This window comes from Sulfuritalea sp. (assembly GCF_031426875.1).
Taxonomy (GTDB): Bacteria; Pseudomonadota; Gammaproteobacteria; order Burkholderiales; family Rhodocyclaceae; genus Sulfuritalea.
The window spans coordinates 1-22,617 of sequence record NZ_JASJPC010000028.1 but is presented as its reverse complement, the minus strand read 5'-3'; the positions used below and the strand labels follow the sequence as shown (position 1 = coordinate 22,617).

The window sequence follows — 22,617 nt, the reverse complement described above, 5'->3', positions numbered from 1 at the left end:
CCGCCAAAAGGAGGTACCCATGACCACGCTGCACGATTCCAGAGTCGACCACAAGCGCCTGCGCATCCTGATACCGATCAATGCCAACGAGGATTCGCGCTGGGGCATACGTTACGCATTGCGGCGGCAGCAAGCAGGCCGCGCGGTGGAGGTGATCCTGCTCAACGTCGGCGAACCGATCACCGAGTGGGAGGTATTGCGCTTCCGCACCCAGCAGGAGATATCGCGCTTCCAGGAAGAGAGCGCGCAGCGCTTCATCGGCGAAGCCACCGCGCCGCTGATGACCGCGAACATTCCCTGCCGTGGTATCTTCAGACAGGGCGAGCTGGTGTTCTCCATTCTCGACAGCGCCGAGCAATCCGGTTGCCATGAGATCGTCATGGCGCGGTCCATGGCAGGCCTGTCGAGCTGCTTCTCGCGAAATATCGTGCGCGCCGTGAAGCGTGGGCAGCGTGACATTCCCGTCGTGGTCGTTAATGGCGATGGCATAGTCGTGAGCTGAACTTCCGAGGAGGAGGAGCTTACGGGCGGAAGCGGGGCGACCCAATTCCGCCCGCTTTTTTGCACCCGGCAAGCCGAATCGGCAAGAGTTGCCGCTGGCGCCACGCCGACTCATCGTCGGTCCGGCCCTATTCATCAGGATCGGCGTGGCAGAATAGGCCTCGCCGGACAAAAAGGATCAAGACATGCGACTTTCCCTGCGCTTTGTGCTGCCATTGATACTCGTGCTGACCGGCTTCGCCTACGCGGTTTCGCCACTGGTCGATCGGATGATCCTGCGCTGGTTCACGCGCGACCTGGACATTCGCGCGGTGCTGATCGCCAACACCATCAGCGAGTCCCTGTTCGAACAGCTGGCGGCCGGACGCAAGGCGAAAATCGGCGAGTTCTTCTTCCGCATCACCCAGGATGAGCGCCTCTATGCGATCGGCTTCTGTCCAGGCAGCGAAGGTACCGCGGTGGCCTCCAAGTCGATGCCGGCCGAGGTGCGCTGCAATAATCTTGAGCGTTGGCCCGCGGGCGGCGAGAACGCGTTGCCGAGCAAACGTGGTCCGCTGCATGTGTCTATCCAGCCGATGGCGAACGACGCCTATCCCACCGGCAAGCTGGTTCTGGTGCACGATCTGAGTTTCGCGACCCGGCGCAGCGAAGAAACCACGCGCTACATCTTCTATGCCTTCATTGGTCTCGCTGCCGTCGTTTCACTCTTGACTGTGGTGATCGCCCAACTCTCCTGGCGCGGCTGGCTGGCCGGGATGCGCTCGCTGCTGCGCGGCGAAGGCCTGCTGCGCGATCCCGCTGCAACAGTGGCAAAAATGGGCATGCCCGAATTCCGGCCGATCGCCCGCGACCTGCAGCGTCTGGTGCGCGAACTCGAATTCGAATATCGGGCGCGCGACGAATCGCAAATGAACTGGACTCCCGAAACCCTGCGGGCGATCCTGCATGGCGAATTGCGCGGCGATGACGTCATCGTGGTGTCCAACCGCGAGCCCTACATCCACCAGCGTCGCGGCGATCGCATCGAGGTGCAGCGGCCGGCCAGCGGCCTGGTGACGGCACTGGAACCGATCATGCGCGCCTGCTCGGGTACCTGGATCGCCCACGGCAGCGGCTCGGCCGACCGCGACGTGGTCGATCGCCACGATCGGGTCGGCGTTCCGCCGGAAAAGCCGGTGTACAAGATTCGCCGGGTCTGGCTCAGCGCCGAGGAGGAGGCCGGCTACTACTACGGCTTTGCCAATGAAGGGCTGTGGCCGCTGTGCCACATCGCGCATGTGCGTCCCGTCTTCCGTTCGTCGGACTGGGCGCATTACGTCGCGGTCAACCGAAAATTCGCCAAGGCAGTGGCCGCCGAGGCGCGCACCAAGAATCCGATCGTGCTGGTGCAGGACTACCACCTGGCCCTGCTGCCGCGCATGATCCGCGAGGAAATGCCGGATGCCACCGTGATCACCTTCTGGCATATCCCGTGGCCGAACCCGGAATCCTTCGCCATCTGCCCCTGGCGCCAGGAAATCCTTGCCGGCCTGCTCGGCAGCAGCATCCTTGGCTTCCACACCCAGTTTCACTGCAACAACTTCGTCGATACCGTGGACCGCTTCATGGAGGCGCGGGTCGATCGGGAAAACTTCACGGTCTCGCTCGGCGGCAAGTCCACCGCGGTGCGGCGCTACCCGATCTCGGTCGACTGGCCGCCCGTTGCGGGCTTGCTGGCGAAGCCGGTCGACCAGTGCGCTGGCGACATCCGCGCGCTGAATGCGCTGCCGCCCGGCCACCGGATCTGCATCGGCGTCGATCGGCTCGACTACACCAAGGGCATCCTCGAGCGCTTCCGCGCCGTCGAGCGCCTGCTCGAACTCAATCCGGAATGGATAGGCAAGTTCAGCCTGATCCAGATTGCCGCACCGACGCGCTCCAGCATCGACGAATACCAGAGCCACGAGGCCCAGGTAAGGGCGCTGGCGGCGCGCATCAACGAGCGTTTCGGCCGCGGCCGGCGCGACCTGCCGCCGCCGATCGTGCTCAAGGTCGAGCACCACGATGCGCAGCAGGTTTATGAGTACTATCGCGCTGCCGACTGCTGCTTCGTCAGCAGCCTGCACGACGGCATGAATCTGGTCGCCAAGGAGTTCGTCGCGGCGCGCGACGACGATCGCGGCGTGCTGATCCTGTCGCAATTCACCGGCGCGGCGCGCGAACTGCCGGAGGCGCTGATCGTCAATCCCTACGATACCGACGAATGCGCGGCGGCACTGCATCTGGCGCTGACCATGCCGCTGGCCGAGCAGCGCGACCGCATGCGCCTGATGCGCGGCCTGGTGGCGGAATTCAATGTTTACCGCTGGGCCGGCCGCATGCTGCTCGATGCGGCGGCGATGCGCCAGCACAGCCGTCTCATTGAAAGAGGGGGCGGGGCGGCATGAACCCGAGATCCAGAACGCTGCCGCCCGCGCCGAGGGTCGAGTGGGCCTTTTTCCTCGATGTCGATGGCACGTTGCTGGAAATCGCCGACAAGCCGTCGGCGGTGCGGGTGGATCTGGAACTGCTGGACCTGATCGGGCAGGTGTACCGCTTGAGCGGCGGCGCGCTCGCCCTGGTCAGCGGACGCTCGATCTCGGACCTGGAAGGCCTGCTGGGCACGTTGCGCCTGCCGCTGGCCGGCCAGCACGGCCTGGAGCGGCGCGACGCCGCCGGACGGCTGTGGATCCATGCCGCACCGCCTGCGGCCAAATGCGCGATCAAGGAGGCGCTGCGGCCGGTGCTGGAGCGTCACCCCGGACTGCTGCTGGAGGACAAGGGTCTGACCCTGGCCCTGCATTACCGGCTGGCGCCGCACCTGGCTGCCTATGCGCAGCGGCTGATGCAGCGGCTGATGAACGAGGTGGGTGGCGGGCTGGAACTGCAGAAGGGCAAGCGCGTGGTGGAACTCAAGCCGGCCGGTATCGACAAGGGCACGGCTGTGGCGGAATATTTGACCGAGTCGCCCTTCAGCAACCGGCATCCGGTGTTCATCGGCGACGACCTCAACGACGAACACGGCTTCGCCGAAGTGAATCGGCTGGATGGAACCTCGATCAAGGTCGGGCCCGGCGCGAGTTGCGCCCGCTTCCGCCTGGCCAATGTCGCTGCCGTGCGGCGTTGGCTGGCGGACACACTGAAAGGAAGGGAATGCCAAATCTAGACCTGGCCTTGATCGGCAACTGCACGGTGGGCGCGCTGGTCGATGCCCGGGCGAAGATCGTCTGGGGCTGCTTCCCGCGCTTCGACGGCGATCCGGTGTTCTGCTCGCTGCTGCGGGACAGCGACGACTACGGCTTTTCCGCGGTCGAGCTTGCCGATTGCGAGCGCATCGAGCAGCACTATCAGGAGAACACGGCGATCCTGGTGACCCGTCTCTACGACTGCCATGGCGGCGGCATCGAAGTCACCGATTTCGCGCCGCGCTTCGGCCAGTACGGCCGCATGTTCCGGCCGATGATGCTGGTGCGCCGCATCCGCCGCCTTTGCGGCAGCCCGCGGCTGACCCTGCGCGTGCGGCCGGCCTGCAACGACGGTGCCGCACGCCCCGAAGTGACCTGGGGCAGCAACCATATCCGCTATGTGGCGCAGGGTCTCAGCTTGCGGCTGACGACCGATGCCTCGCTGACCGCGATCCTGCAGGAGACTCCCTTCTTTCTCGAAGACACCGTGACGCTGTTGCTGGGCGCCGACGAGACCGTGCATGAGGCCGCGAACGAGGTCGGTCGCCGTTTTCTGGTGGAAACCACCGAATACTGGAGCGAGTGGGTGCGCTTCCTCGGCATCCCCTTCGAGTGGCAGGAGGCGGTGATTCGCGCCGCGATCACGCTCAAGCTGAACGCCTACGACGACACCGGCGCGATCATCGCCGCCATGACCACCTCGATTCCCGAAGCGGCAGGCAGCGGCCGTAACTGGGACTACCGCTATTGCTGGGTGCGCGACGGTTACTTCGTGGTCAATGCGCTGAACCGGCTCGGCGCCACCCGCACCATGGAGCGTTACCTCGGCTATATCGTCAATGTCGCCGCCAGTGCCGGCGGCGGAGTGTTGCAGCCGGTGTACGGCATCGACGGCAGGGCAGGGCTGGACGAGCGGGAGGTGCCGGCACTGGCCGGCTATCGCGGCATGGGGCCGGTACGCATCGGCAACCTGGCCTATCGCCAGGTGCAACACGACGTCTATGGTTCGGTGATCCTCGCGGCGACCCACATTTTCTTCGACCAGCGGCTGACCCGGCGCGGCGATGAAGCCCTGTTCCGTCGCCTCGAAGCCCTCGGAGAACAGGCCCGGCGCTGCTACGACCAGCCCGACGCCGGGCTTTGGGAACTGCGCGGCAGCGCGCGGGTGCACACCTTTTCGTCGGTAATGTGCTGGGCGGCCTGCGACCGCCTCGGACGCATCGCTGCCCGCCTCGGCCTGGCCGAGCGCGCGGCCTACTGGTCCGACCATGCCACGCAGATGCACGCAACCATCAGTCAGAGGGCCTGGAATGAAAAGCGTGGTGCCTTCGTCTCGACCTTCGACGGCGCTGCGATGGATGCCAGCCTGCTGTTGCTGGCCGAGGTCGGTTTCCTCGATGCCGCCGATCCGCGCTTTGCCGCCACCGTCGGCGCCGTCGAAGAGGACCTGCGCCATGGCGATTACATTTTCCGCTACATCGAGAAGGACGATTTCGGCGAGCCGGAGAATGCCTTCCTGGTGTGCACCTTCTGGTATGTCAATGCCCTGGCGGCGCTGGATCGCCGCGACGAAGCGCGAGTACTGTTCGAGAAACTGCTGGCCGGCCGCAATCGTCACGGTCTGCTGGCTGAACACATCGATCCCCGCAGCGGCGAGCAGTGGGGCAACTTCGTGCAGACCTACAGCATGGTGGGCCTGATCAACGCCGCAATCCGACTGTCGGTGCGCTGGGACCAGGCATTCTGATCAATGAACTTCCGTCCTGTTTGACGCCGACGGCATATAAGGCCTATTGCGGAGCTGACTCGGCTATTTCGGCCAGCGGTCATGGCCGATGAATTCTTCCCAACTGAGATAGCCGTCCTTGCTGGTGTCGAGCCGGTCGAAGTTGTCCGTCAGGTAGCGGGACTGCCTGGCGACTTCCTCCCGCGCGAGCCGGCCGTCCTTGTCCGCGTCGGTGCCGTCGAACTGTGCCACCGACCTTCTCCAAGCCATTCTCGCCATATCGCCCTTGTGCCCGGGTTCGTCGAGACTTGGAACTATGGACTGGGCATGGATCGCGGCCGGCGCGGTACACAAGGCCAATACGCACAACACTGGATAACGCATGATTTCCCCGCAAGTGATCATCGAAACCCGAAATCCGCTCAAGGATTTTCGATGCCTGCACCATGCGCCCGTTCGTTGGGAAATGGAATTCCACGAAAGTGGTAAATCGGCGGAAATTTGCAGCCTGTTTGATCTGAATCAAACGCGGGCGAGCGCCGGCTTTCGCTGCCTGCTCAGGCGCTGTCGCCCGACGCCTTGGGGCGCCAGCCCAACTGGCGCGATATGCTTTTTGCCGCGGCGCTGATCGCCTGCGCCATCGGGCTGTTCCAGTCCGGCGGAAACAGGCCCGCCGGGCCGAGCCCGGTAATCGCCAGCGCCATTTTCCCTTCGCGGTCGAATACCGGCGCACAGAAGGCATTGATGCCGGGAATCACCGAGCCGACGACCCGTGACATGCCGTGCCGGCGGAAGTCGGCGATCAGCGCGTCGAGTTGGGCGCGCGAGATCGGCGCCCGGGTATCCTCGCCGCGGGCGTTGATCAGCAGCTCCTCCTCGACCCGGCGCTGCAGCAGCGGCGAAGCGAAGAAGCTCACGAAGCACAGGCCGATGGCGGAATGCAGCAGCGGCATCACGGCGCCGGTACGCAGGTTGACGCTGACCGGCCGCCGCGAGTCCACCCAGCGCACGATGGTCGGCCCCATGTTGCCCCACACCGCGAGGGCGACGGTTTCGCCGATTTCCTCGCCCAGGGCGTCGAGTATCGGCGTCGCCACGCGCACCGCGTCGAGCCGGGCGAGGCTGGCGAGTCCCAGCTCCAGTGCAAAATGGCCGAGATCGTAGCGGCCCGAGAGGCTGTCCTGGGTCGCCAGCCCGGTACGCACAAAGCTGACCAGGTAGCGGTGGGCCTTGGCCGCGGGCATGCCGGCGGCGGCCGCGAGATCGCGCAGCATCATGGGGGCGCCGTGATCGGCCAGCACGCGCAGCAGTGGCACGCCGACTTCGATCGACTGGATTCCCTGGCGGCCGTCTGCGTCTTTTTCTTCACCTGACATGGAGCGGGATTATAGAATCGGCGGGTTGCCAGCGCCGACTCTTTGCGGACATGGCGCATTTTCACTGGATCCAGCCCATGACTCCCGTTCTCGTCTTCGATATCGAGACCATCCCGGACATCGCCGGTTTGCGCACGCTGCACGAACTGCCGCCGTCGCTGCCCGACGCCGAAGTGGCCGAGCTCGCCTTCCAGCGCCAGCGGGCGAAGAACGGCAGCGACTTTCTGCCGCTGCATCTGCAGCGCGTGGCGGTGATTTCCTGCGCCTTGCGCAGCGACGAGGGTTTTCGCGTCTGGTCGCTGGCCGAGCCGAAGTCGAACGAGGGCGAGATCATCCAGCGCTTCTTCGATGGCGTCGAGAAGTTCACGCCGCAGATCGTGTCCTGGAACGGCGGCGGCTTCGACCTGCCGGTGCTGCACTATCGCGGCCTGATCCATCGCATCACGGCGCCGCGCTACTGGGACATGGGCGAGGGCGACTACCGCGACTCGAAGGATTTCAAGTGGAATAACTACATCAGCCGCTATCACTCGCGTCATCTCGATTTGATGGATCTGCTGGCGATGTACCAGCCACGCGGCAGTGCGCCGCTCGACCAGCTGGCGCGCCTGATGGGATTGCCGGGCAAGCTCGGCATGGACGGCTCGGCGGTCTGGGGCGCCTGGCTGGACGGGCGCATCGCCGAGATCCGCGACTATTGCGAAACCGACGTGGTCAATACCTGGCTGGTCTTCCTGCGCTTCCAACTGATGCGCGGCCTGCTCACGGCGGCGGAACACGACAGCGAACTGGAACTGGTGAAGACCACGCTGGCGGCCACCGGCATGCCGCACTGGAAGGAATTCATTGCCGCCTGGGAGGCATCATGCTGATCGACGCACGCAATTCCGCGCTGCTGGTGGTGGATGTACAGGGCCGCCTGGTGCCGGCCATCGCCGGCTGGCAGGCTTTGCTGGACCAGGTCATCTGGCTGATCCGAGTGGCGCGCCGCATGGAAATTCCGGTGCTGGCCTGCGAGCAGTATCCGCAGGGGCTGGGTCCGACCCATCCGGCGGTGGCGGCCGAACTGCCGACCGGTTGCATCGCCGGCAAGCTGCATTTTTCGGCCGTGGCCGGTGCCTGTCATGGCTTCGAGCAAGCCGGCGGTCCTGGGCAGCTCGTGGTCTGCGGCATGGAATCCCACGTCTGCGTGATGCAGACGGTCATGGACCTGCTGGCGGGCGGCCGACAGGTGTTCGTGGTCGAGGAGGCCGTCGGTTCGCGCCGCGACTCCGACAAGGCGCTGGCCCTGGCGCGCATGCGCGAGGCCGGCGCCAGCATCGTCAGCCGCGAGATGGTGGCTTTCGAATGGCTGCGCAAGGCGGATTCCAACCTGTTCCGCGAGATCAGCAGGAACTTCCTGCGCTGAATCGCCGCCGTCCCGCGGTTTCCGTTTTAGAGTCGTGCAACTACACGCCGCCGACAAACTGCGCTATTATTAAAACGTTTGTTTGAAACGATCGTTCGCTCTGCTGCGGTCAACCTAAGCCAATAACAACCCAGGAGGACACCATGGGCCAATACAACGCCCCTCTGCGCGACATGCACTTCGTGCTGCACGAACTGCTCGACGTCACCAACGAACTCAAGGTATTGCCGGCATACGCCGACATCGATACCGACACCATCAACCAGATCCTCGAAGAAGGCGCCAAGTTCACCTCCAAGGTGCTGTTTCCGCTGAATCATGTCGGCGACCACGAGGGCTGCAAGCTCGATCCCGCGACCCACGAAGTGACGACGCCGACCGGCTTCAAGGAAGCCTATCGCCAGTTCGTCGAGGCCGGCTGGCCGGCGCTGACCTGCGACCCGGAGTATGGCGGCCAGGGATTGCCGGTGGCGGTCTATAACCCGCTGTCGGAAATGCTGAATTCATCGAACCAGGCCTGGTACATGTATCCCGGTCTCTCGCACGGCGCCTACGAATGCCTGCACGAGCACGGCACGCCGGAGCAGAAGGCGCTCTACCTGCCGAAGCTGGTTTCCGGCCAATGGACCGGCACCATGTGCCTGACCGAGCCGCACTGCGGCACTGATCTTGGCCTGCTGCGCTCGAAGGCCGAGCCGCAGGCGGATGGCAGCTACAAGATCAGCGGCGGCAAGATTTTCATTTCCGCCGGCGAGCACGACATGGCGGAGAACATCGTGCATCTGGTGCTCGCCCGCCTGCCCGATGCGCCTGCCGGCACCAAGGGCATTTCGCTGTTCATCGTGCCGAAATTCATTCCCAATGCCGACGGCACGCTGGGCGCGCGCAACGCCATCACCTGCGGCGCGCTCGAGGAGAAGATGGGCATCCACGGCAACTCGACCTGCCAGATGAACCTCGACGACGCCACCGGCTGGCTGATCGGCCAGCCGAACAAGGGTCTCAATGCCATGTTCGTGATGATGAATGCGGCGCGCCTCGGCGTCGGCATGCAGTCGCTGGGGCTGACCGAAGTGGCCTTCCAGAATGCGCTGGCCTATGCCAAGGAGCGCCTGCAGATGCGCAGCCTGTCCGGGCCCAAGGCGCCCGACAAGCCGGCCGATCCGATCATCGTGCACCCCGATGTGCGGCGCATGCTGCTGACGGCGAAGGCTTATGCCGAGGGCGGCCGTGCCTTCTCGTCCTTCATCGCGCTGCAGATCGATCGCGAACTGAATCATCCCGACGAAGACGTGCGCAAGGACGCCGCCGACCTGGTGACCCTGCTGACACCGATCATCAAGGCCTTCATGACCGATAACGGCTGGATTGCCACCTCGGAATCGATGCAGGTGTTCGGCGGCATGGGCTTCATCCGCGAGACCGGCATGGAGCAGTACGTGCGCGATGCCCGCATCAACATGATCTACGAGGGCACCAACACCATTCAGTCGCTCGACCTGCTGGGGCGCAAGGTGCTGATGGACAACGGCGCCAGGCTGAAGAAGTTCGGCGCGCTGGTACAGGCCTTCGTTGAGGAGAACGGCACCGACGAAGCCATGAGCGAATTCGTCACGCCGCTGGCCGACCTTGGCGACAAGGTCACCAAGCTGACCATGGAAATCGGCATGAAGGCCTTCCAGAATCAGGACGAAGTCGGCGCCGCCGCGGTGCCTTATCTGCGCGTGGTCGGTCATCTGGTCTACAGCTACTTTTTCGCCCGCATGGCGAAGATCGCCCTGGAAAAACTCGATTCCGGCGATGTGTTCTACAAGGCCAAACTCGCCACTGCGCGTTTCTACTTTGCCCGGCTCTTGCCCGAGACGGCCATGCTGATCCGCCAGGCGCGTTCCGGCGCCAAGCCGCTGCTCGATCTCGAAGCCGAACTGTTTTAAGGAAACCTCTCACGACGCAGAGAGCGCAGAGACGCAGAGGACACAGAGAAGTTCAACAACGTTCTTGCAGTGGTTTTCCTCTGCACCTCTGCGTCCTCTGCGTTGAAAGCGGTTGCTGTAATTACTTTGAAAAGGACCATCCGTTATGAGCAATTTCATCGTCAGGAAAGTCGCCGTGCTCGGCGCCGGCGTCATGGGCGCGCAGATCGCGGCGCATTGCGTCAATGCGAAAGTGCCCGTGGTGCTGTTCGACCTGCCGGCCAAGGAAGGTCCGAAGAACGGCATCGTGCTGCGCGCCATCGAAGGCCTCAAGAAGCTCAGCCCGGCGCCGCTGGGCAACAAGGATGATGCAGCCTGCATCGAGGTGGCCAACTATGATGACAACCTCGAACTGCTCAAGGGCTGCGACCTGATCATCGAGGCCATTGCCGAGCGCATGGACTGGAAGCACGACCTGTACAAGAAGGTGGCTGCCTTCATCGCGCCGAATGCGATCTTCGCCTCGAATACCTCGGGCCTCTCGATCACCGCGCTGTCCGACGGCTTCGATGCGGGGCTCAAGGAGCGCTTCTGCGGTGTGCACTTCTTCAACCCGCCGCGCTACATGCATCTGGTCGAACTGATCCCGACCGCGGCGACGCGGCCCGAAATCCTCGACCAGCTCGAAGGCTTCCTCGTCACCACGCTGGGCAAGGGCGTGGTGCGGGCCAAGGACACGCCCAACTTCATCGCCAACCGCGTCGGCGTCTTCAGCATGATGGCGACCATGCACGAGGCCGAGAAGTTCGGTTTGTCGTGCGACGTGGTCGATGACCTCACCGGTGCCAAGCTGGGCCGCGCCAAGTCGGGCACCTTCCGCACTGCCGACGTGGTGGGCCTTGACACCATGGGCCACGTCATCAAGACCATGCAGGACACGCTGCCTGACGACCCGTTCGCGGCGATCTACAAGACGCCTGACGTACTGACGAAACTGGTAACGGCGGGTGCGCTGGGCCAGAAAACCGGCGCCGGCTTCTACAAGAAAGTCGGCAAGGAAGTGCAGCGCCTCGATTTCGCCACGGACCAGTATGTTACGGGCGGCGGCAAGGCCGACGAACTCGTGGGTCGCATCCTCAAGGAAAAGGATCCGGCCAAGCGCATGAAGGCGCTGCATGATTCGACCAATCCGCAGGCGCAATTCCTCTGGGCCATCTTCCGCGACGCCTTCCATTACATCGCAGTGCATCTGGAAGCCATTGCCGACAACGCGCGCGACGTCGATTTCGCCATGCGCTGGGGCTTCGGCCAAAAGCTCGGTCCCTTCGAGACCTGGCAGGCCGCGGGCTGGCACCAGGTCGCCACCTGGGTCAAGGAAGACATCGAGGCAGGCAAGGCGCTGTGTTCCGCGCCGCTGCCGGCCTGGGTGTTCGACGGGCACCACGGCGTGCATGGCGCCGACGGTTCCTGGTCGCCGGCGCGCCGGGCCAATGTGCCGCGCTCCACGCTGCCCGTCTATCTGCGCCAGCGTTTCCGTGCCCCGGTGCTGGGTGAGGAAGCGGTCAGCGGCACCACCGCCGGCATCACCGTGTTCGAAGACGAGTCGGTGCGCATCTGGCACCAGGGTGACGAAATATTGATCCTGTCGCTCAAGACCAAGCTGCACGTCATCGGCGCCGGCGTCATCGCCGGGTTGGCGAAGGCCATCGCGGAAGCGGAACAGCACTACAAGGGCTTGGTGATCTGGAGCGCCGATGCGGCCGAAGGCGGCGCCTTCTCCGCCGGCGCCGACCTGCAGTCGATGCTGCCGCTGTTCATGTCGGGTGGCGTCAAGGCCATCGAACCCGAAGTCGTCAAGCTGCAGAATGCATTGCAGGCGATGAAGTATGCCAACGTCCCGGTGGTGGCTGCCGTCGCCGGCCTGGCGCTCGGCGGCGGCTGCGAGTTGATGCTGCATGCGGCGAAGCGCGTCGCCTCGATCGAGTCCTACATCGGCCTGGTCGAAGTCGGCGTCGGCCTGATCCCGTCCGGCGGCGGCCTCAAGGAAGCGGCGCTGCGCGCGGCGGCCGATGCCAAGGGCAACGACCTGCTGCAGTTCCTGAAGAACAACTTCATCAACGCCGCCACGGCCGTCGTCTCAAAGTCGGCGCTGGAGGCACGGCAAATGGGCTATCTTAAGGCCGACGACACAGTCGTCTTCAACCCCTACGAGCTGCTGCACGTGGCCAAGGTCGAAGCGCGCGCGATGTTCGACGCCGGCTACCGGCCGCCGCTGCAGAAGCTGGTGCCGGTTGCCGGGCGTTATGCCATCGGCACCATCATGATGCAGTTGGTCAACATGCGCGACGGCGGCTTCATCTCCGCCCACGACTTCAAGCTGGGCCAGATGATCGCCACGGTGGTGTCAGGCGGCGACGTCGATCAGGGCAGCCTGGTCAGCGAGCAATGGCTGCTCGACCTGGAGCGCAAGGCCTTCATGGAACTGCTGAACCATCCCAAGACCCAGGAACGCATCATGGGCATGATGCAGACCGGCAAGCCGGTGCGCAATTGAAGCCCCATCCCCTCCCTGGCCCTCCCCTTGAAGGGGAGGGAAAATTGTGCCTCCTCCCCCTTCAAGGGGGAGGTTGGGAGGGGGATGGGTCAAACCTGCAAGGTCAGACGAACGAATTTGAAAAATAGGAGCCAGAGATGAGCAAACAACTGCAAGATGCCTACATCGTTGCCGCCACCCGCACCCCGATCGGCAAGGCGCCGCGCGGCATGTTCCGCAATACGCGCCCCGACGACCTGCTGGTGTACGCGATCCAGTCCGCCATGGCCCAGGTGCCTGGCCTCGACCCGAAACTGATCGAGGACGCCATCATCGGCTGCTCCTTCCCCGAAGGCGAATCCGGACTCAACATGGCGCGCAATGCCGTGCTGCTGGCCGGCCTGCCCAACACCGTCGGCGGCGTCACCGTCAATCGCTTCTGCGCGTCCGGCATCACCGCCGTGGCGATGGCCGCCGACCGCATCCGCGTCGGCCAGGCCGATGTCATGATCGCGGGCGGCGCCGAGTCGATGTCCATGGTGCCGATGGGCGGCAACCATCCCTCGATCAACATGGGCGTGTTCAGGGACGAGAACGTCGGCATGGCCTACGGCATGGGCCTCACCGCCGAGAAGGTGGCCAACCAGTGGAAGGTCACGCGCGAGATGCAGGACCAGTTCGCGCTGGAATCCCACCAGCGAGCCATCGCCGGGCAGCAGGCCGGCGAATTCGACGCCGAGACGACCGCGGTCGAGATCATTGATCGCGTGCCGAATCTCGCTACCGGCGAGGTCGAACTGAAGAAGCGCAGCGTCAACCGCGACGAAGGCGCGCGCGCCGAATCCACTCTCGCGGCGCTGGCCAAGTTGAAGCCCGTGTTTGCCGCCAAGGGATCGGTGACCGCCGGCAACAGCTCGCAGACCTCCGACGGCGCCGGTGCGCTGATCCTGGTCAGCGAAAAGATACTGAAGCAGTTCAATTTGACGCCGCTGGCGCGCTTCGTCTCCTTCGCGGTGCGCGGCGTGCCGCCCGAAATCATGGGCATCGGCCCCAAGGAAGCGATTCCGGTCGCCTGCCGGCTCGCGGGGATCACGCAGGACCAGCTCGACTGGATCGAACTCAACGAGGCCTTCGCCGCGCAGTCGCTGGCGGTGATCAAGGACCTCGGCCTTGATCCGGCCAAGGTCAATCCGATCGGCGGCGCCATCGCGCTCGGCCATCCGCTCGGCGCCACCGGCGCGATCCGTTCGGCGACGGTGATTCACGCCCTGCGTCGGCGCAACCTCAAGTACGGCATGGTCACCATGTGCGTCGGCACCGGCATGGGCGCGGCGGGAATTTACGAGCGCATGTAACCAGCTTCGGGTCTTGCCGCCGCAGGTCGGATTTGCGGCGGCGACCCGGGGAGGAATGGCGCCTAGCTCGCTTCGCTTCCCAGCTCTTGCACCCAGGTCAGCGATTCGGCGAGTATCTCGCCCAGCATCGACATGGGGGCTTTGCTGCCGAATGGCGCCAGCAGGGCTTGCACGGCATTGATGTCATTGTCGTCGTAGCTTTCGGTCAGCGCGAGCAGCGTCCCCAGCGTGCCTTGCTTGTGGGATAGGGCGAGGCGGACGTCGTGGTCCACGGCTATCTGCGCCAGGACATCGGTCATCGACATGTGCAGCGCGGCGGGTACCACCGACATCAGGCCGGTGAGAAAGGCCGGGTCGCGCAGGCGGCCGTCTCCCGCATGCAGGCGGTCGACCAGCAATTCCATGAATCGCCCGCGCAGGGCGGCGAGCTGCAGCAATGGATTTCGGGCGAAATCCAGTTCGGCTCCGCGCCTGAAGATCAGCAGGTGCAGCCAGCGCCGCAGCTGGTTGCGACCGAGCGCGGTGATCGCATGGCGCACGGACGTGATGCGCGCGCGCAGGCCGGCGCCGACCGAATTGGTGAGGCGCAGCAGATTGATGACCAGCGCCGGCTCGCTGCGGAAGGCGGCGTCGAGGCGGCCGAGATCGGCTTCTTCCGCCAACAGCTTGATCAGGCGCAGCAGCCCCTGCATCGATGCGTCCAGCTTGCGGCCTTCGAGCACCACCGGCTCGGCGAAATAGGATCCTTGGAAAAGCTCGAAGCCGAGCAGATGGCACAATTCCATTTGTGCCTGCGATTCGACGTGGGTGGCAATCAGTTTGCGGCGCGTGGTGGCCAGGGTGCGGGCGATCGCCTGCAAACTGTCCGCGGCAACGGCGTCGAGGTCGACCTTGATCCAGGTGGCGAGATCGATCAGCGGCCAGGCCGCATCGCTGACGTCGGTGACACCCGACAGCGCGAAGGCATAACCCAGGCGCTTGAGTTCGCGGCAGCGCTCCAGCAGGGCGTCGTCCGGGAAACTTGCGGCGGCAATCTCCAGCACCACCGTTTCCACGGGCAGGAGTTCGACGAAGTTGCTCGCAACGAATTCGCCCTCGATTTTGATGAAGGCGCGCACCTGCCCGAAAACATCGGCCAGACCAAGTTCCGCAAACGCCTTCGAGACGACGTCTGCCGTCGCAGCAGCGGCGTTGGTGGGGCCGGCATGGTGCTCCATCGTGTCGTGGAACAGCAGCTTGTAGCCGATCAAGGTCTGGTTCTTGTCCAGGATCGGCTGGCGGCCGATAAAGACTTCTCGGAGCTCGTCTCGCGTATTGTCGGGCGTATCAGTCATGGGTTTGGAACGGCCTGTACCGTGAAATGTCGCGTCCGAGCATACTTGATTCCATTTTCCGGTCGACGATTCAGCGGGCGATGCGTTCGGCGATGCGCGCCTTGAGGGAAGCCATGTCGTCGGTGAACCCGCCGTAGCGCATCAGGCTGACACCGAATACATAGGCATAGAGCAGCACGCTGCGCGCTTTGGCCTCCTCTGCTTCCATGCCGCAGGCCAGGAACAGCCGGCAGGCGCAGGCCAGGCGTTCGACATCGACTTCTTCGACGACGGCCACCGCCTGCGGGTCGCGGCGCGCCCAGTCGCGCACGGCGGCTTCGATGGCGATGCCCTTGCGGTTGCGTGCCGAGGCATAGACCTCGATGGTGTGGAGCAGGGCGGCGGCCTCGCCGCCGGGCTGGGCCTGGGTCTGCTTGCGGATGTCGCGGATGCGGCCTTCCTTCCAGAATTCCAGCACCGCGTCGCGCAGGTCGCGCCGGTCCTTGAAGTGCCAGTAGAAGCTGCCCTTGGTGACGCCGAGGCGCTTGGCCAGTACCTCGACGCGCAGCCGCTCGGCGCCATGGTCGGCCAGGATGGCGATCGCTCCCTTGATCCATGCCTCCCGATCCAGTGCGACTCGGGGTGCTTTTGCAGGCTTTGTTTCCATACGGTAGGGTATTGACTTTTTTGTTGGGCAGGGAGTAGTATCTCACATGCCATACGTAAGCGTATGGGTTCGTCCTGCTGAATTGTCGTTAAAATGATTTTTTCGGTCCAAACAAAATAAGGAGACCCGCTTGAAAATCCTCGTCCCGGTCAAGCGCGTGATTGACTACAACGTCAAGGTTCGCGTCAAGGCAGACGGCACTGGTGTCGATCTGGCGAATGTGAAAATGTCGATGAATCCCTTCGACGAAATTGCGGTCGAGGAAGCCATGCGGCTCAAGGAAGCCGGTGTCGCGACGGAAGTCATTGCCGTTTCCTGCGGTCTCACCGCCTGCCAGGAAACCCTGCGCACCGCGATGGCCATCGGCGCCGATCGTTCGATACTGGTCGAGACCGAGGTCGAACTGCAACCGCTGGCGGTGGCCAAGCTGCTCGCCGCGGTGGCGAAGAAGGAAGCCCCGCAAATCATCATCCTCGGCAAGCAGGCGATCGACGACGACGCCAACCAGACCGGCCAAATGCTGGCCGCATTGCTGGGCTGGTCGCAGGCCACTTTCGCTTCCAAGGTGGTGATTGCCGACGCGAATGGGCAAAAGCGGGCGACGGTGACGCGCGAAGTCGACGGCGGCCTGGAGACCATAGAGATCAGCCTGCCGGCCATCGTCACCACTGACCTGCGCCTCAACGAGCCGCGCTATGCCACGCTGCCCAACATCATGAAGGCCAAAAAGAAACCGATGGAGACCGTGAAGCCGGCCGATCTCGGCGTCGACGTCGCACCGCGTCTGGCCACGGTCAGCGTCAGCGAACCGCCCAAGCGCAGCGCCGGCATCAAGGTGGCCGACATCGCCGCGCTGGTCGACAAACTCAAGAACGAAGCCAAGGTGATCGCATGAGCCTCCTCGTCATCGCAGAACACGACAACGCCGTCCTCAAGACCGCGACCCTGAATGCCGTCACCGCAGCCGCCAAGATCGGGGGCGAGATACATATCCTCGTCGCCGGCGCCAACTGCGGCGCCGTGGCCGATCAGGCCGCCAAGGTTGCCGGCGTGAGCAAGGTCAAAGTGGCCGACGCCGCCCATTACGGCGACCAGACCGCGGAGAACCTCGCCGCGCTGATCGTCGCCGAAGTTGCCAATGCGGCCGGCGGCTACAGCCACATCATCGCCGCGGCCACCAGCAACGGCAAGAACACCCTGCCGCGCGTGGCGGCGCTGCTCGACGTGGCGCAGATCTCGGAAATCATCAGCGTGGTCGACGCCGATACCTTCGTTCGTCCGATCTACGCCGGCAATGCCTTGGCGACCGTCAAGTCCAGCGACGCGACCAAGGTCATCACGGTGCGCACCACCGGCTTCGATGCCGCGGCGAATTCGGGCGGCAGTGCCGCCATCGAAGCGCTTGCCGCCGGCGCCGATCTTGGCCAGTCGAAGCTGCTGGGCCGCGAACTGACCAAGTCGGCGCGGCCGGAACTGGGCGCGGCGAAGATCATCGTCTCGGGCGGGCGCGGCATGGGCAATGGCGAGAACTACCACAAGCTGCTGGAGCCCCTGGCCGACAAGCTCGGCGCGGCGCTGGGCGCCTCGCGCGCCGCGGTCGACGCCGGCTTCGTGCCCAACGACTACCAGGTCGGCCAGACCGGCAAGATCGTCGCGCCGCAGCTGTATATCGCGATCGGCATCTCGGGCGCGATTCAGCACCTGGCCGGCATGAAGGATTCCAAGGTGATCGTGGCGATCAACAAGGATCCGGACGCGCCGATCTTCCAGGTCGCCGACTATGGCTTGGTCGCCGATCTGTTTGCCGCGGTACCGGAACTGACCGCGGCACTCTAAGACGCCGTTCCAAGCTCATGAATTTCCCCGACGCCCTGTTTCCGCAAGCCTGGGCGCTGGGGGCTTTCCTGCCTTTGCTGGCGGTCTGGCTATGGTGCTTCGGGACTGGGCCATGGCGACGTCTGAGCGATTCCGCGCAGTTGAATGTCTGGCTCGGCGCCGTCGTGCTGCTGGTGCTGGTCTGGAGCATGAAGGCCGGGGTCAAGCCCGGACTGAACCTGCATCTGCTCGGTGCGACGATGTTCACGCTGATGTTCGGTCGACAGCTGGCGATCGTCGGCTTGTCCGCGGTGCTCGCCGGCGTGACCCTCAACGGCGAATTGCAGGGCCAGTCCGCTTGGCTGGCGTACGGCCTCAATGCGCTGGTGCTGGCGGTGTTTCCGCCGCTGCTGGCGGATGGCATTCGGCGCGGCGTCGAACGCTGGCTGCCGCGAAATTTCTTTGTCTATGTATTCGGCACCGCCTTTTTCGGAGCGGCGGCGGCGATCGTGGCGACCGGCCTGCTGGCCAGCGCGCTATTGTGGCTGGCCGATGTCTATCCGGCGGCCGCGCTGCTCGACGACTATCTGCCCTTCTATCTGCTGCTGGGTTTCGCCGAGGCCTGGCTCAACGGCGCCATGGTGACGCTGATGGTGGTGTATGTGCCGCACTGGGTCGGCAGCTTCGACGACCGGCGCTATCTTCTGATCAAATGATAACGGAGTAAGAACATGAGTAGCTATGCCGCCCCATTGAAGGACATGCAGTTCGTATTGACGGAACTGGCCGGCCTCGACAAGGTCGCCGCACTGCCGGGTTACGAAGAGGCGACGAGCGACGTGGTCGAGGCGATTCTCGACGAATCCGCAAAGTTCACCGGCGGCGTGCTGGACCCGCTCAACTACAGCGGCGATCAGGAAGGCGCCAAGTGGGCCGACAAGTCCGTGACCATGCCCAAGGGCTTCAAGGAGGCCTACCGCCAATTCGTCGACAACGGCTGGAACGCGCTTTCGGGCAATCCCGAGCACGGCGGCCAGGGTCTGCCCAAGGTAGTCTCGGCCGCGGTGCAGGAAATGTGGAAGTCCGCCAACATCTCCTTCTCGCTCTGCCCGCTGCTGACGCTGGGCGCCATCGAAGCGCTGGAACTGGCCGGCAACGAGCAGCAGAAGGCCATGTACCTGCCCAACATGATTTCCGGCAAGTGGACCGGCACCATGAACATCACCGAGCCGCAGGCGGGCTCCGACCTCGCGGCGATCCGCTCGCGCGCCGTGCCGCAGGGCGATGGTACCTACCGGATCTTCGGCCAGAAGATCTTCATCACCTACGGCGACCACGACATGGCGGAAAACACCATCCACCTCGTGCTGGCCCGCACGCCGGATGCGCCCGAGGGCGTCAAGGGCATTTCGCTGTTCGTGGTGCCCAAGTTCATGGTGAATCCTGACGGCTCAGGTGGGTACACTTTGGGTGAACGCAACGACAGCTATTGCGTCTCCATCGAGCACAAGCTCGGCATCCACGCCAGCCCGACCTGCGTCATGGCGCTGGGCGACCACGGCGGCGCGATCGGCACGCTGGTGGGTCAGGAGAACCAGGGTCTCAAGTACATGTTCGTCATGATGAACGCGGCGCGCTTCGCGGTGGGACTCGAAGGCCTGGCGATCGCCGAGCGTGCCTACCAGCATGCCGTGAGCTATGCCCGCGACCGGGTGCAGGGCCGTGCCATCGAAGGTTCGGCCGCCGGCGTGGCTATCATCAAACATCCGGACATCCGCCGCATGCTGATGCTGATGCGTTCGAACGTGGAAGCCATGCGCGCGCTGGCCTATTCGGTCGCCGCCGCGCACGATGCGGCCGCGCGCCATTCCGACGCTGACGAGCGCGCGCAGAATCAGGCCTACGTCGACCTGATGATTCCGGTGGTCAAGGGCTGGAGCACCGAGACCGGCAACGAAATGGCTTACCTGGGCGTGCAGATTCATGGCGGCATGGGATTCATCGAGGAAACCGGTGCCGCGCAGTTCATGCGCGATGCGCGCATCACGACGATCTACGAAGGCACCACCGGCATTCAGGCCAACGACCTGATGGGGCGCAAGATCGCCCGCGAAGGCGGCGCCACGGTCAAGTCCGTGATCGGCATGATGCAGCAGACCCGCAGCGAACTCATGCAGCAGTCGGGGAGCGGCTTCGCCGCCATCGATGCCGCGCTGGGCCGCGGCATCGAGGCCCTGCAGCAGGCCACCGATTACATCGTCGTCAACTACGGCAAGGATGTGCGCGCGGTAGCCGCCGGCGCCGTGCCTTTCCTGCGCCTGATGGGCATCGTTTCCGGCGGCTGGATGATGGCGCGCGCCGCACTCGTGGCGCAGGGCAAGATTGCCGCCGGAGATGCCGATCCCTTCTTCCCGGCCAAGATCGCCACGGCGCACTTCTACGCCGATCACGTCATGGCCTCTGCTGCCGGCCTGGCGCAGGAGGTGGTGCAGGGTGGGGCGAGCGCTTTGTCCCTCGACGAAGCGATGTTCTGATTTTGCTTCCGCCGTAACGCAAACGGGAACCCGCGGGTTCCCGTTTGCGTTACGGCGCCGTGTCGCCAGCGCCAACTATTACATCTGGGTGTAGATCGGCCCTTCGCCGCCCTGCGGCACCACCCAGTTGATGTTCTGCGTCGGATCCTTGATGTCGCAGGTCTTGCAGTGCACGCAATTCTGCGCATTGATCTGCAGGCGCGGATTGGCGCCGCTCTCGTCGCGCACGATCTCGTAGACGCCGGCCGGACAGTAGCGCTGTTCGGGGGCGTCGTAGAGCGCAAGGTTGGTACTGATCGGCACATCGGCGTTTTTCAACTGCAGATGGCAGGGCTGGTCCTCTTCGTGGTTGGTATTCGACAGGAACACGGAAGAGAGCCGGTCGAAGGTCAGCACGCCATCGGGCTTCGGGTAATCGATCGGCTTGCACTCTGCGGCGGGCTTCAGCTTGAGGTGATCGGCCGTGTTGTGCAGGGTCCACGGCGCCTTGCCGCGCAGCAGTACCTGGTCGATGCCGAACATGATCGAACCGGTCCACAGGCCCTTGGCCATCCAGGGTTTGAAGTTGCGCGCGGTGTGCAGTTCCTCGTGGAGCCAAGAATCGCGGAAGGCCTCCGGATATTCCGTCAGCGCGTCGTTGGCGCGGCCCGCGGCCAGCGCGGCGGCGGCGGTTTCACCGGCCAGCATGCCGCTCTTGATCGCGGCATGGCTGCCCTTGATGCGCGAGGCGACCAGCATGCCGGCATCGTCGCCGATCAGCGCGCCGCCGGGAAAGTCGAGCTTGGGCATGGACTGCAAACCGCCCGCGGCGAGTGCGCGCGCGCCATAGGCCAGGCGCTTGGCGCCCTTGAACAGGGGTGCTAGCTGCGGATGGGTCTTCATGCGCTGCATTTCCTCGAAGGGCGAGAGGAAGGGATTCTTGTAGCCGAGGCCGACCACCAGGCCCGCGGAAACCAGGTTCTCGCCGAAGTGGTAAATGAAGCCGCCGCCATAGGTGTCGGACTTCATCGGCCAGCCGAAGGTGTGCATGACCAGGCCCTTCTCGAACTGCTCGGGGTCGACCTCCCACAGTTCCTTGATGCCGATGGCGTAGGTCTGCGGATCGGAGTCGGCGCGCAGCTTGAACTTTTCCTCGATCTGCTTGCCCAGGTGGCCGCGACAGCCTTCGGCGAACAGCGTGTACTTGGCCAGCAGTTCCATGCCCGGCTGATGATTCGGGCCGGGCTGGCCGTCGCGCGTGAGCCCCATGTCGCCGGTGGCGACGCCGCGCACCGCGCCGTTCTCGTCGTAGAGCACCTCGGCGCCGGCGAAGCCGGGATAGATCTCGACACCCAGGGCCTCAGCCTGCGCACCCAGCCAGCGGCACATCTGGCCGAGGCTGATGACGTAGTTGCCGTGGTTCTGGAAGCAGCCCGGCAGCAGCAGGGTGGGCAGGTCGACGAAGCCGTGCCGTGTCAGGAAGGCGAAACGGTCTCGGGTCACCGCGGTGTCCATCGGTGCGCCCTGGGCCTGCCAGTCGGGGATCAGTTCGGTCAGCGCACGCGGATCCATGACGGCGCCGGAGAGAATGTGGGCGCCGATCTCCGAGCCCTTCTCGATCAGGCAAACGCCGAGGTCGGCATTGATCTGCTTGAGGCGGATCGCGGCGGCAAGTCCGGCCGGACCTCCACCGACGATGACGACGTCGAACTCCATGGCTTCGCGCTGCATGCTGACCCCGATCGATTGATTTGATCGCAAGATTATAATCTTGAACTCTTCTATAACACCTCAGACTTAACCCTCATGGAACACCATCGCAAGCTTGTCTACAGCAACCAAATGCCCATCCGCTGGGGCGATCAGGACGCCATGGGGCACGTCAACAACACGATCTATTTCCGCTACATGGAACAGACGCGCATCGAATGGCTGGAGAGCTTCGGTTTCGGCACCTCGCTGACGCAGACCGAAGGTCCGGTGATCGTCAACGCCAGTTGTACCTTTCTGATCCCCTTCACCTATCCGGGCACCGTCGACTGCCGCATGTTCTGCGGCGCGCCGGGGCGCAGCAGCGTGCCGACCTATTACGAAATGCGCCTGGTCGGTGAAGACCGCATCTATTCGGAAGGCGCGGCCAAGCTGGTCTGGATCAACCCGTCGACCGGCAAGTCGATCCCGTTGCCCGAGGCCATGCGCGCCAGCTGCCTATAACAGGAACCCATGATGAGCACATCCCCCGCACCGATCTGGCAGCCCTCGCCGCAGCGTATCGCCGCCAGCCGCCTCAGCGC

At 64.3% G+C, this 22,617-nt stretch carries 19 protein-coding genes; 14 read left to right on the top strand and 5 right to left on the bottom strand.

All coding sequences use genetic code 11. From position 1 onward, the window contains the following. The first annotated feature begins 19 nt into the window (after positions 1-19). The 4 genes from RMO95_RS12890 to RMO95_RS12875 all read left to right on the top strand — a co-directional run bounded on the left by RMO95_RS12890 (position 20) and on the right by RMO95_RS12875 (position 5,451). On the top strand, positions 20-502 hold the full coding sequence (locus tag RMO95_RS12890) for a universal stress protein (protein WP_310451039.1): 483 nt from the start codon (positions 20-22) through the stop codon (positions 500-502). Between the two features lie 184 nt (positions 503-686). Beyond that, entirely contained in the window at positions 687-2,927 is a 2,241-nt protein-coding gene (locus RMO95_RS12885) for a trehalose-6-phosphate synthase (RefSeq protein ID WP_310451038.1), read from the top strand. Then, entirely contained in the window at positions 2,924-3,685 is a 762-nt protein-coding gene (gene otsB / locus RMO95_RS12880) for a trehalose-phosphatase (RefSeq protein WP_310451037.1), read from the top strand. Before RMO95_RS12885 ends, otsB begins: the two co-directional genes overlap by 4 nt. After that, positions 3,673-5,451, top strand: coding sequence for a glycoside hydrolase family 15 protein (locus RMO95_RS12875; protein ID WP_310451036.1), 1,779 nt, complete (start codon positions 3,673-3,675; stop codon positions 5,449-5,451). Before otsB ends, RMO95_RS12875 begins: the two co-directional genes overlap by 13 nt. A gap of 63 nt (positions 5,452-5,514) precedes the next feature. Here RMO95_RS12875 and RMO95_RS12870 read toward each other — a convergent pair whose 3' ends face one another. Continuing rightward, positions 5,515-5,682 (bottom strand): EF-hand domain-containing protein, encoded by a 168-nt coding sequence (locus RMO95_RS12870; protein ID WP_310451035.1) that lies wholly within the window; start codon positions 5,680-5,682, stop codon positions 5,515-5,517. 305 nt (positions 5,683-5,987) lie between these two features. Then, positions 5,988-6,806: an IclR family transcriptional regulator gene (locus RMO95_RS12865; protein WP_310451034.1), complete on the bottom strand. Its 819-nt coding sequence runs from the start codon at positions 6,804-6,806 to the stop codon at positions 5,988-5,990. Positions 6,807-6,883: 77 nt separating this feature from the next. Between RMO95_RS12865 and RMO95_RS12860 the strand changes: the two genes are divergently transcribed. The 5 genes from RMO95_RS12860 to RMO95_RS12840 all read left to right on the top strand — a co-directional run bounded on the left by RMO95_RS12860 (position 6,884) and on the right by RMO95_RS12840 (position 14,015). After that, complete coding sequence (locus RMO95_RS12860; RefSeq protein ID WP_310451033.1) at positions 6,884-7,678, top strand: 3'-5' exonuclease; 795 nt, start codon at positions 6,884-6,886, stop codon at positions 7,676-7,678. Then, a complete protein-coding gene (locus tag RMO95_RS12855; protein ID WP_310451032.1) occupies positions 7,672-8,214 on the top strand; it encodes an isochorismatase family protein in 543 nt (180 codons plus the stop codon). Before RMO95_RS12860 ends, RMO95_RS12855 begins: the two co-directional genes overlap by 7 nt. Before the next feature lie 143 nt (positions 8,215-8,357). Continuing rightward, on the top strand, positions 8,358-10,148 hold the full coding sequence (locus tag RMO95_RS12850) for an acyl-CoA dehydrogenase C-terminal domain-containing protein (RefSeq protein WP_310451031.1): 1,791 nt from the start codon (positions 8,358-8,360) through the stop codon (positions 10,146-10,148). Positions 10,149-10,293: 145 nt separating this feature from the next. Continuing rightward, positions 10,294-12,681 carry a 3-hydroxyacyl-CoA dehydrogenase NAD-binding domain-containing protein gene (locus tag RMO95_RS12845; RefSeq protein WP_310451030.1) on the top strand — a complete coding sequence of 796 codons (2,388 nt, stop codon included), beginning with the start codon at positions 10,294-10,296 and terminating at the stop codon, positions 12,679-12,681. 137 nt (positions 12,682-12,818) lie between these two features. Further along, entirely contained in the window at positions 12,819-14,015 is a 1,197-nt protein-coding gene (locus tag RMO95_RS12840; RefSeq protein WP_310451029.1) for an acetyl-CoA C-acyltransferase, read from the top strand. 62 nt (positions 14,016-14,077) lie between these two features. Here the strand turns inward: RMO95_RS12840 and RMO95_RS12835 are convergent, their stop codons facing one another. Beyond that, positions 14,078-15,349, bottom strand: coding sequence for an EAL and HDOD domain-containing protein (locus tag RMO95_RS12835; RefSeq protein ID WP_310451028.1), 1,272 nt, complete (start codon positions 15,347-15,349; stop codon positions 14,078-14,080). Between the two features lie 70 nt (positions 15,350-15,419). Then, the gene (locus RMO95_RS12830) at positions 15,420-15,995 is read right to left on the bottom strand and encodes a TetR/AcrR family transcriptional regulator (protein WP_310451027.1); all 576 of its coding nucleotides are present in this window, start codon (positions 15,993-15,995) and stop codon (positions 15,420-15,422) included. A 130-nt stretch (positions 15,996-16,125) separates the two neighbouring features. Here RMO95_RS12830 and RMO95_RS12825 point away from each other — a divergent pair, with 130 nt between their 5' ends. From RMO95_RS12825 to RMO95_RS12810, 4 genes are read left to right on the top strand one after another with little or no spacing between them, the layout of a single operon-like run. Continuing rightward, positions 16,126-16,890 (top strand): electron transfer flavoprotein subunit beta/FixA family protein, encoded by a 765-nt coding sequence (locus tag RMO95_RS12825; RefSeq protein ID WP_310451026.1) that lies wholly within the window; start codon positions 16,126-16,128, stop codon positions 16,888-16,890. Beyond that, positions 16,887-17,831, top strand: coding sequence for an electron transfer flavoprotein subunit alpha/FixB family protein (locus tag RMO95_RS12820; RefSeq protein WP_310451025.1), 945 nt, complete (start codon positions 16,887-16,889; stop codon positions 17,829-17,831). The genes RMO95_RS12825 and RMO95_RS12820 overlap by 4 nt, the downstream gene beginning before the upstream one ends. 17 nt (positions 17,832-17,848) lie before the next feature. Beyond that, entirely contained in the window at positions 17,849-18,526 is a 678-nt protein-coding gene (locus RMO95_RS12815) for an energy-coupling factor ABC transporter permease (protein ID WP_310451024.1), read from the top strand. A 15-nt stretch (positions 18,527-18,541) separates the two neighbouring features. Further along, complete coding sequence (locus RMO95_RS12810; protein ID WP_310451023.1) at positions 18,542-20,344, top strand: acyl-CoA dehydrogenase; 1,803 nt, start codon at positions 18,542-18,544, stop codon at positions 20,342-20,344. A 78-nt stretch (positions 20,345-20,422) separates the two neighbouring features. Here RMO95_RS12810 and RMO95_RS12805 read toward each other — a convergent pair whose 3' ends face one another. Next, a complete protein-coding gene (locus RMO95_RS12805) occupies positions 20,423-22,054 on the bottom strand; it encodes an electron transfer flavoprotein-ubiquinone oxidoreductase (protein WP_310451219.1) in 1,632 nt (543 codons plus the stop codon). Positions 22,055-22,165: 111 nt separating this feature from the next. Between RMO95_RS12805 and RMO95_RS12800 the strand changes: the two genes are divergently transcribed. Continuing rightward, the gene (locus RMO95_RS12800; protein ID WP_310451022.1) at positions 22,166-22,537 is read left to right on the top strand and encodes a thioesterase family protein; all 372 of its coding nucleotides are present in this window, start codon (positions 22,166-22,168) and stop codon (positions 22,535-22,537) included. The last annotated feature ends 80 nt before the right edge of the window (positions 22,538-22,617 follow it).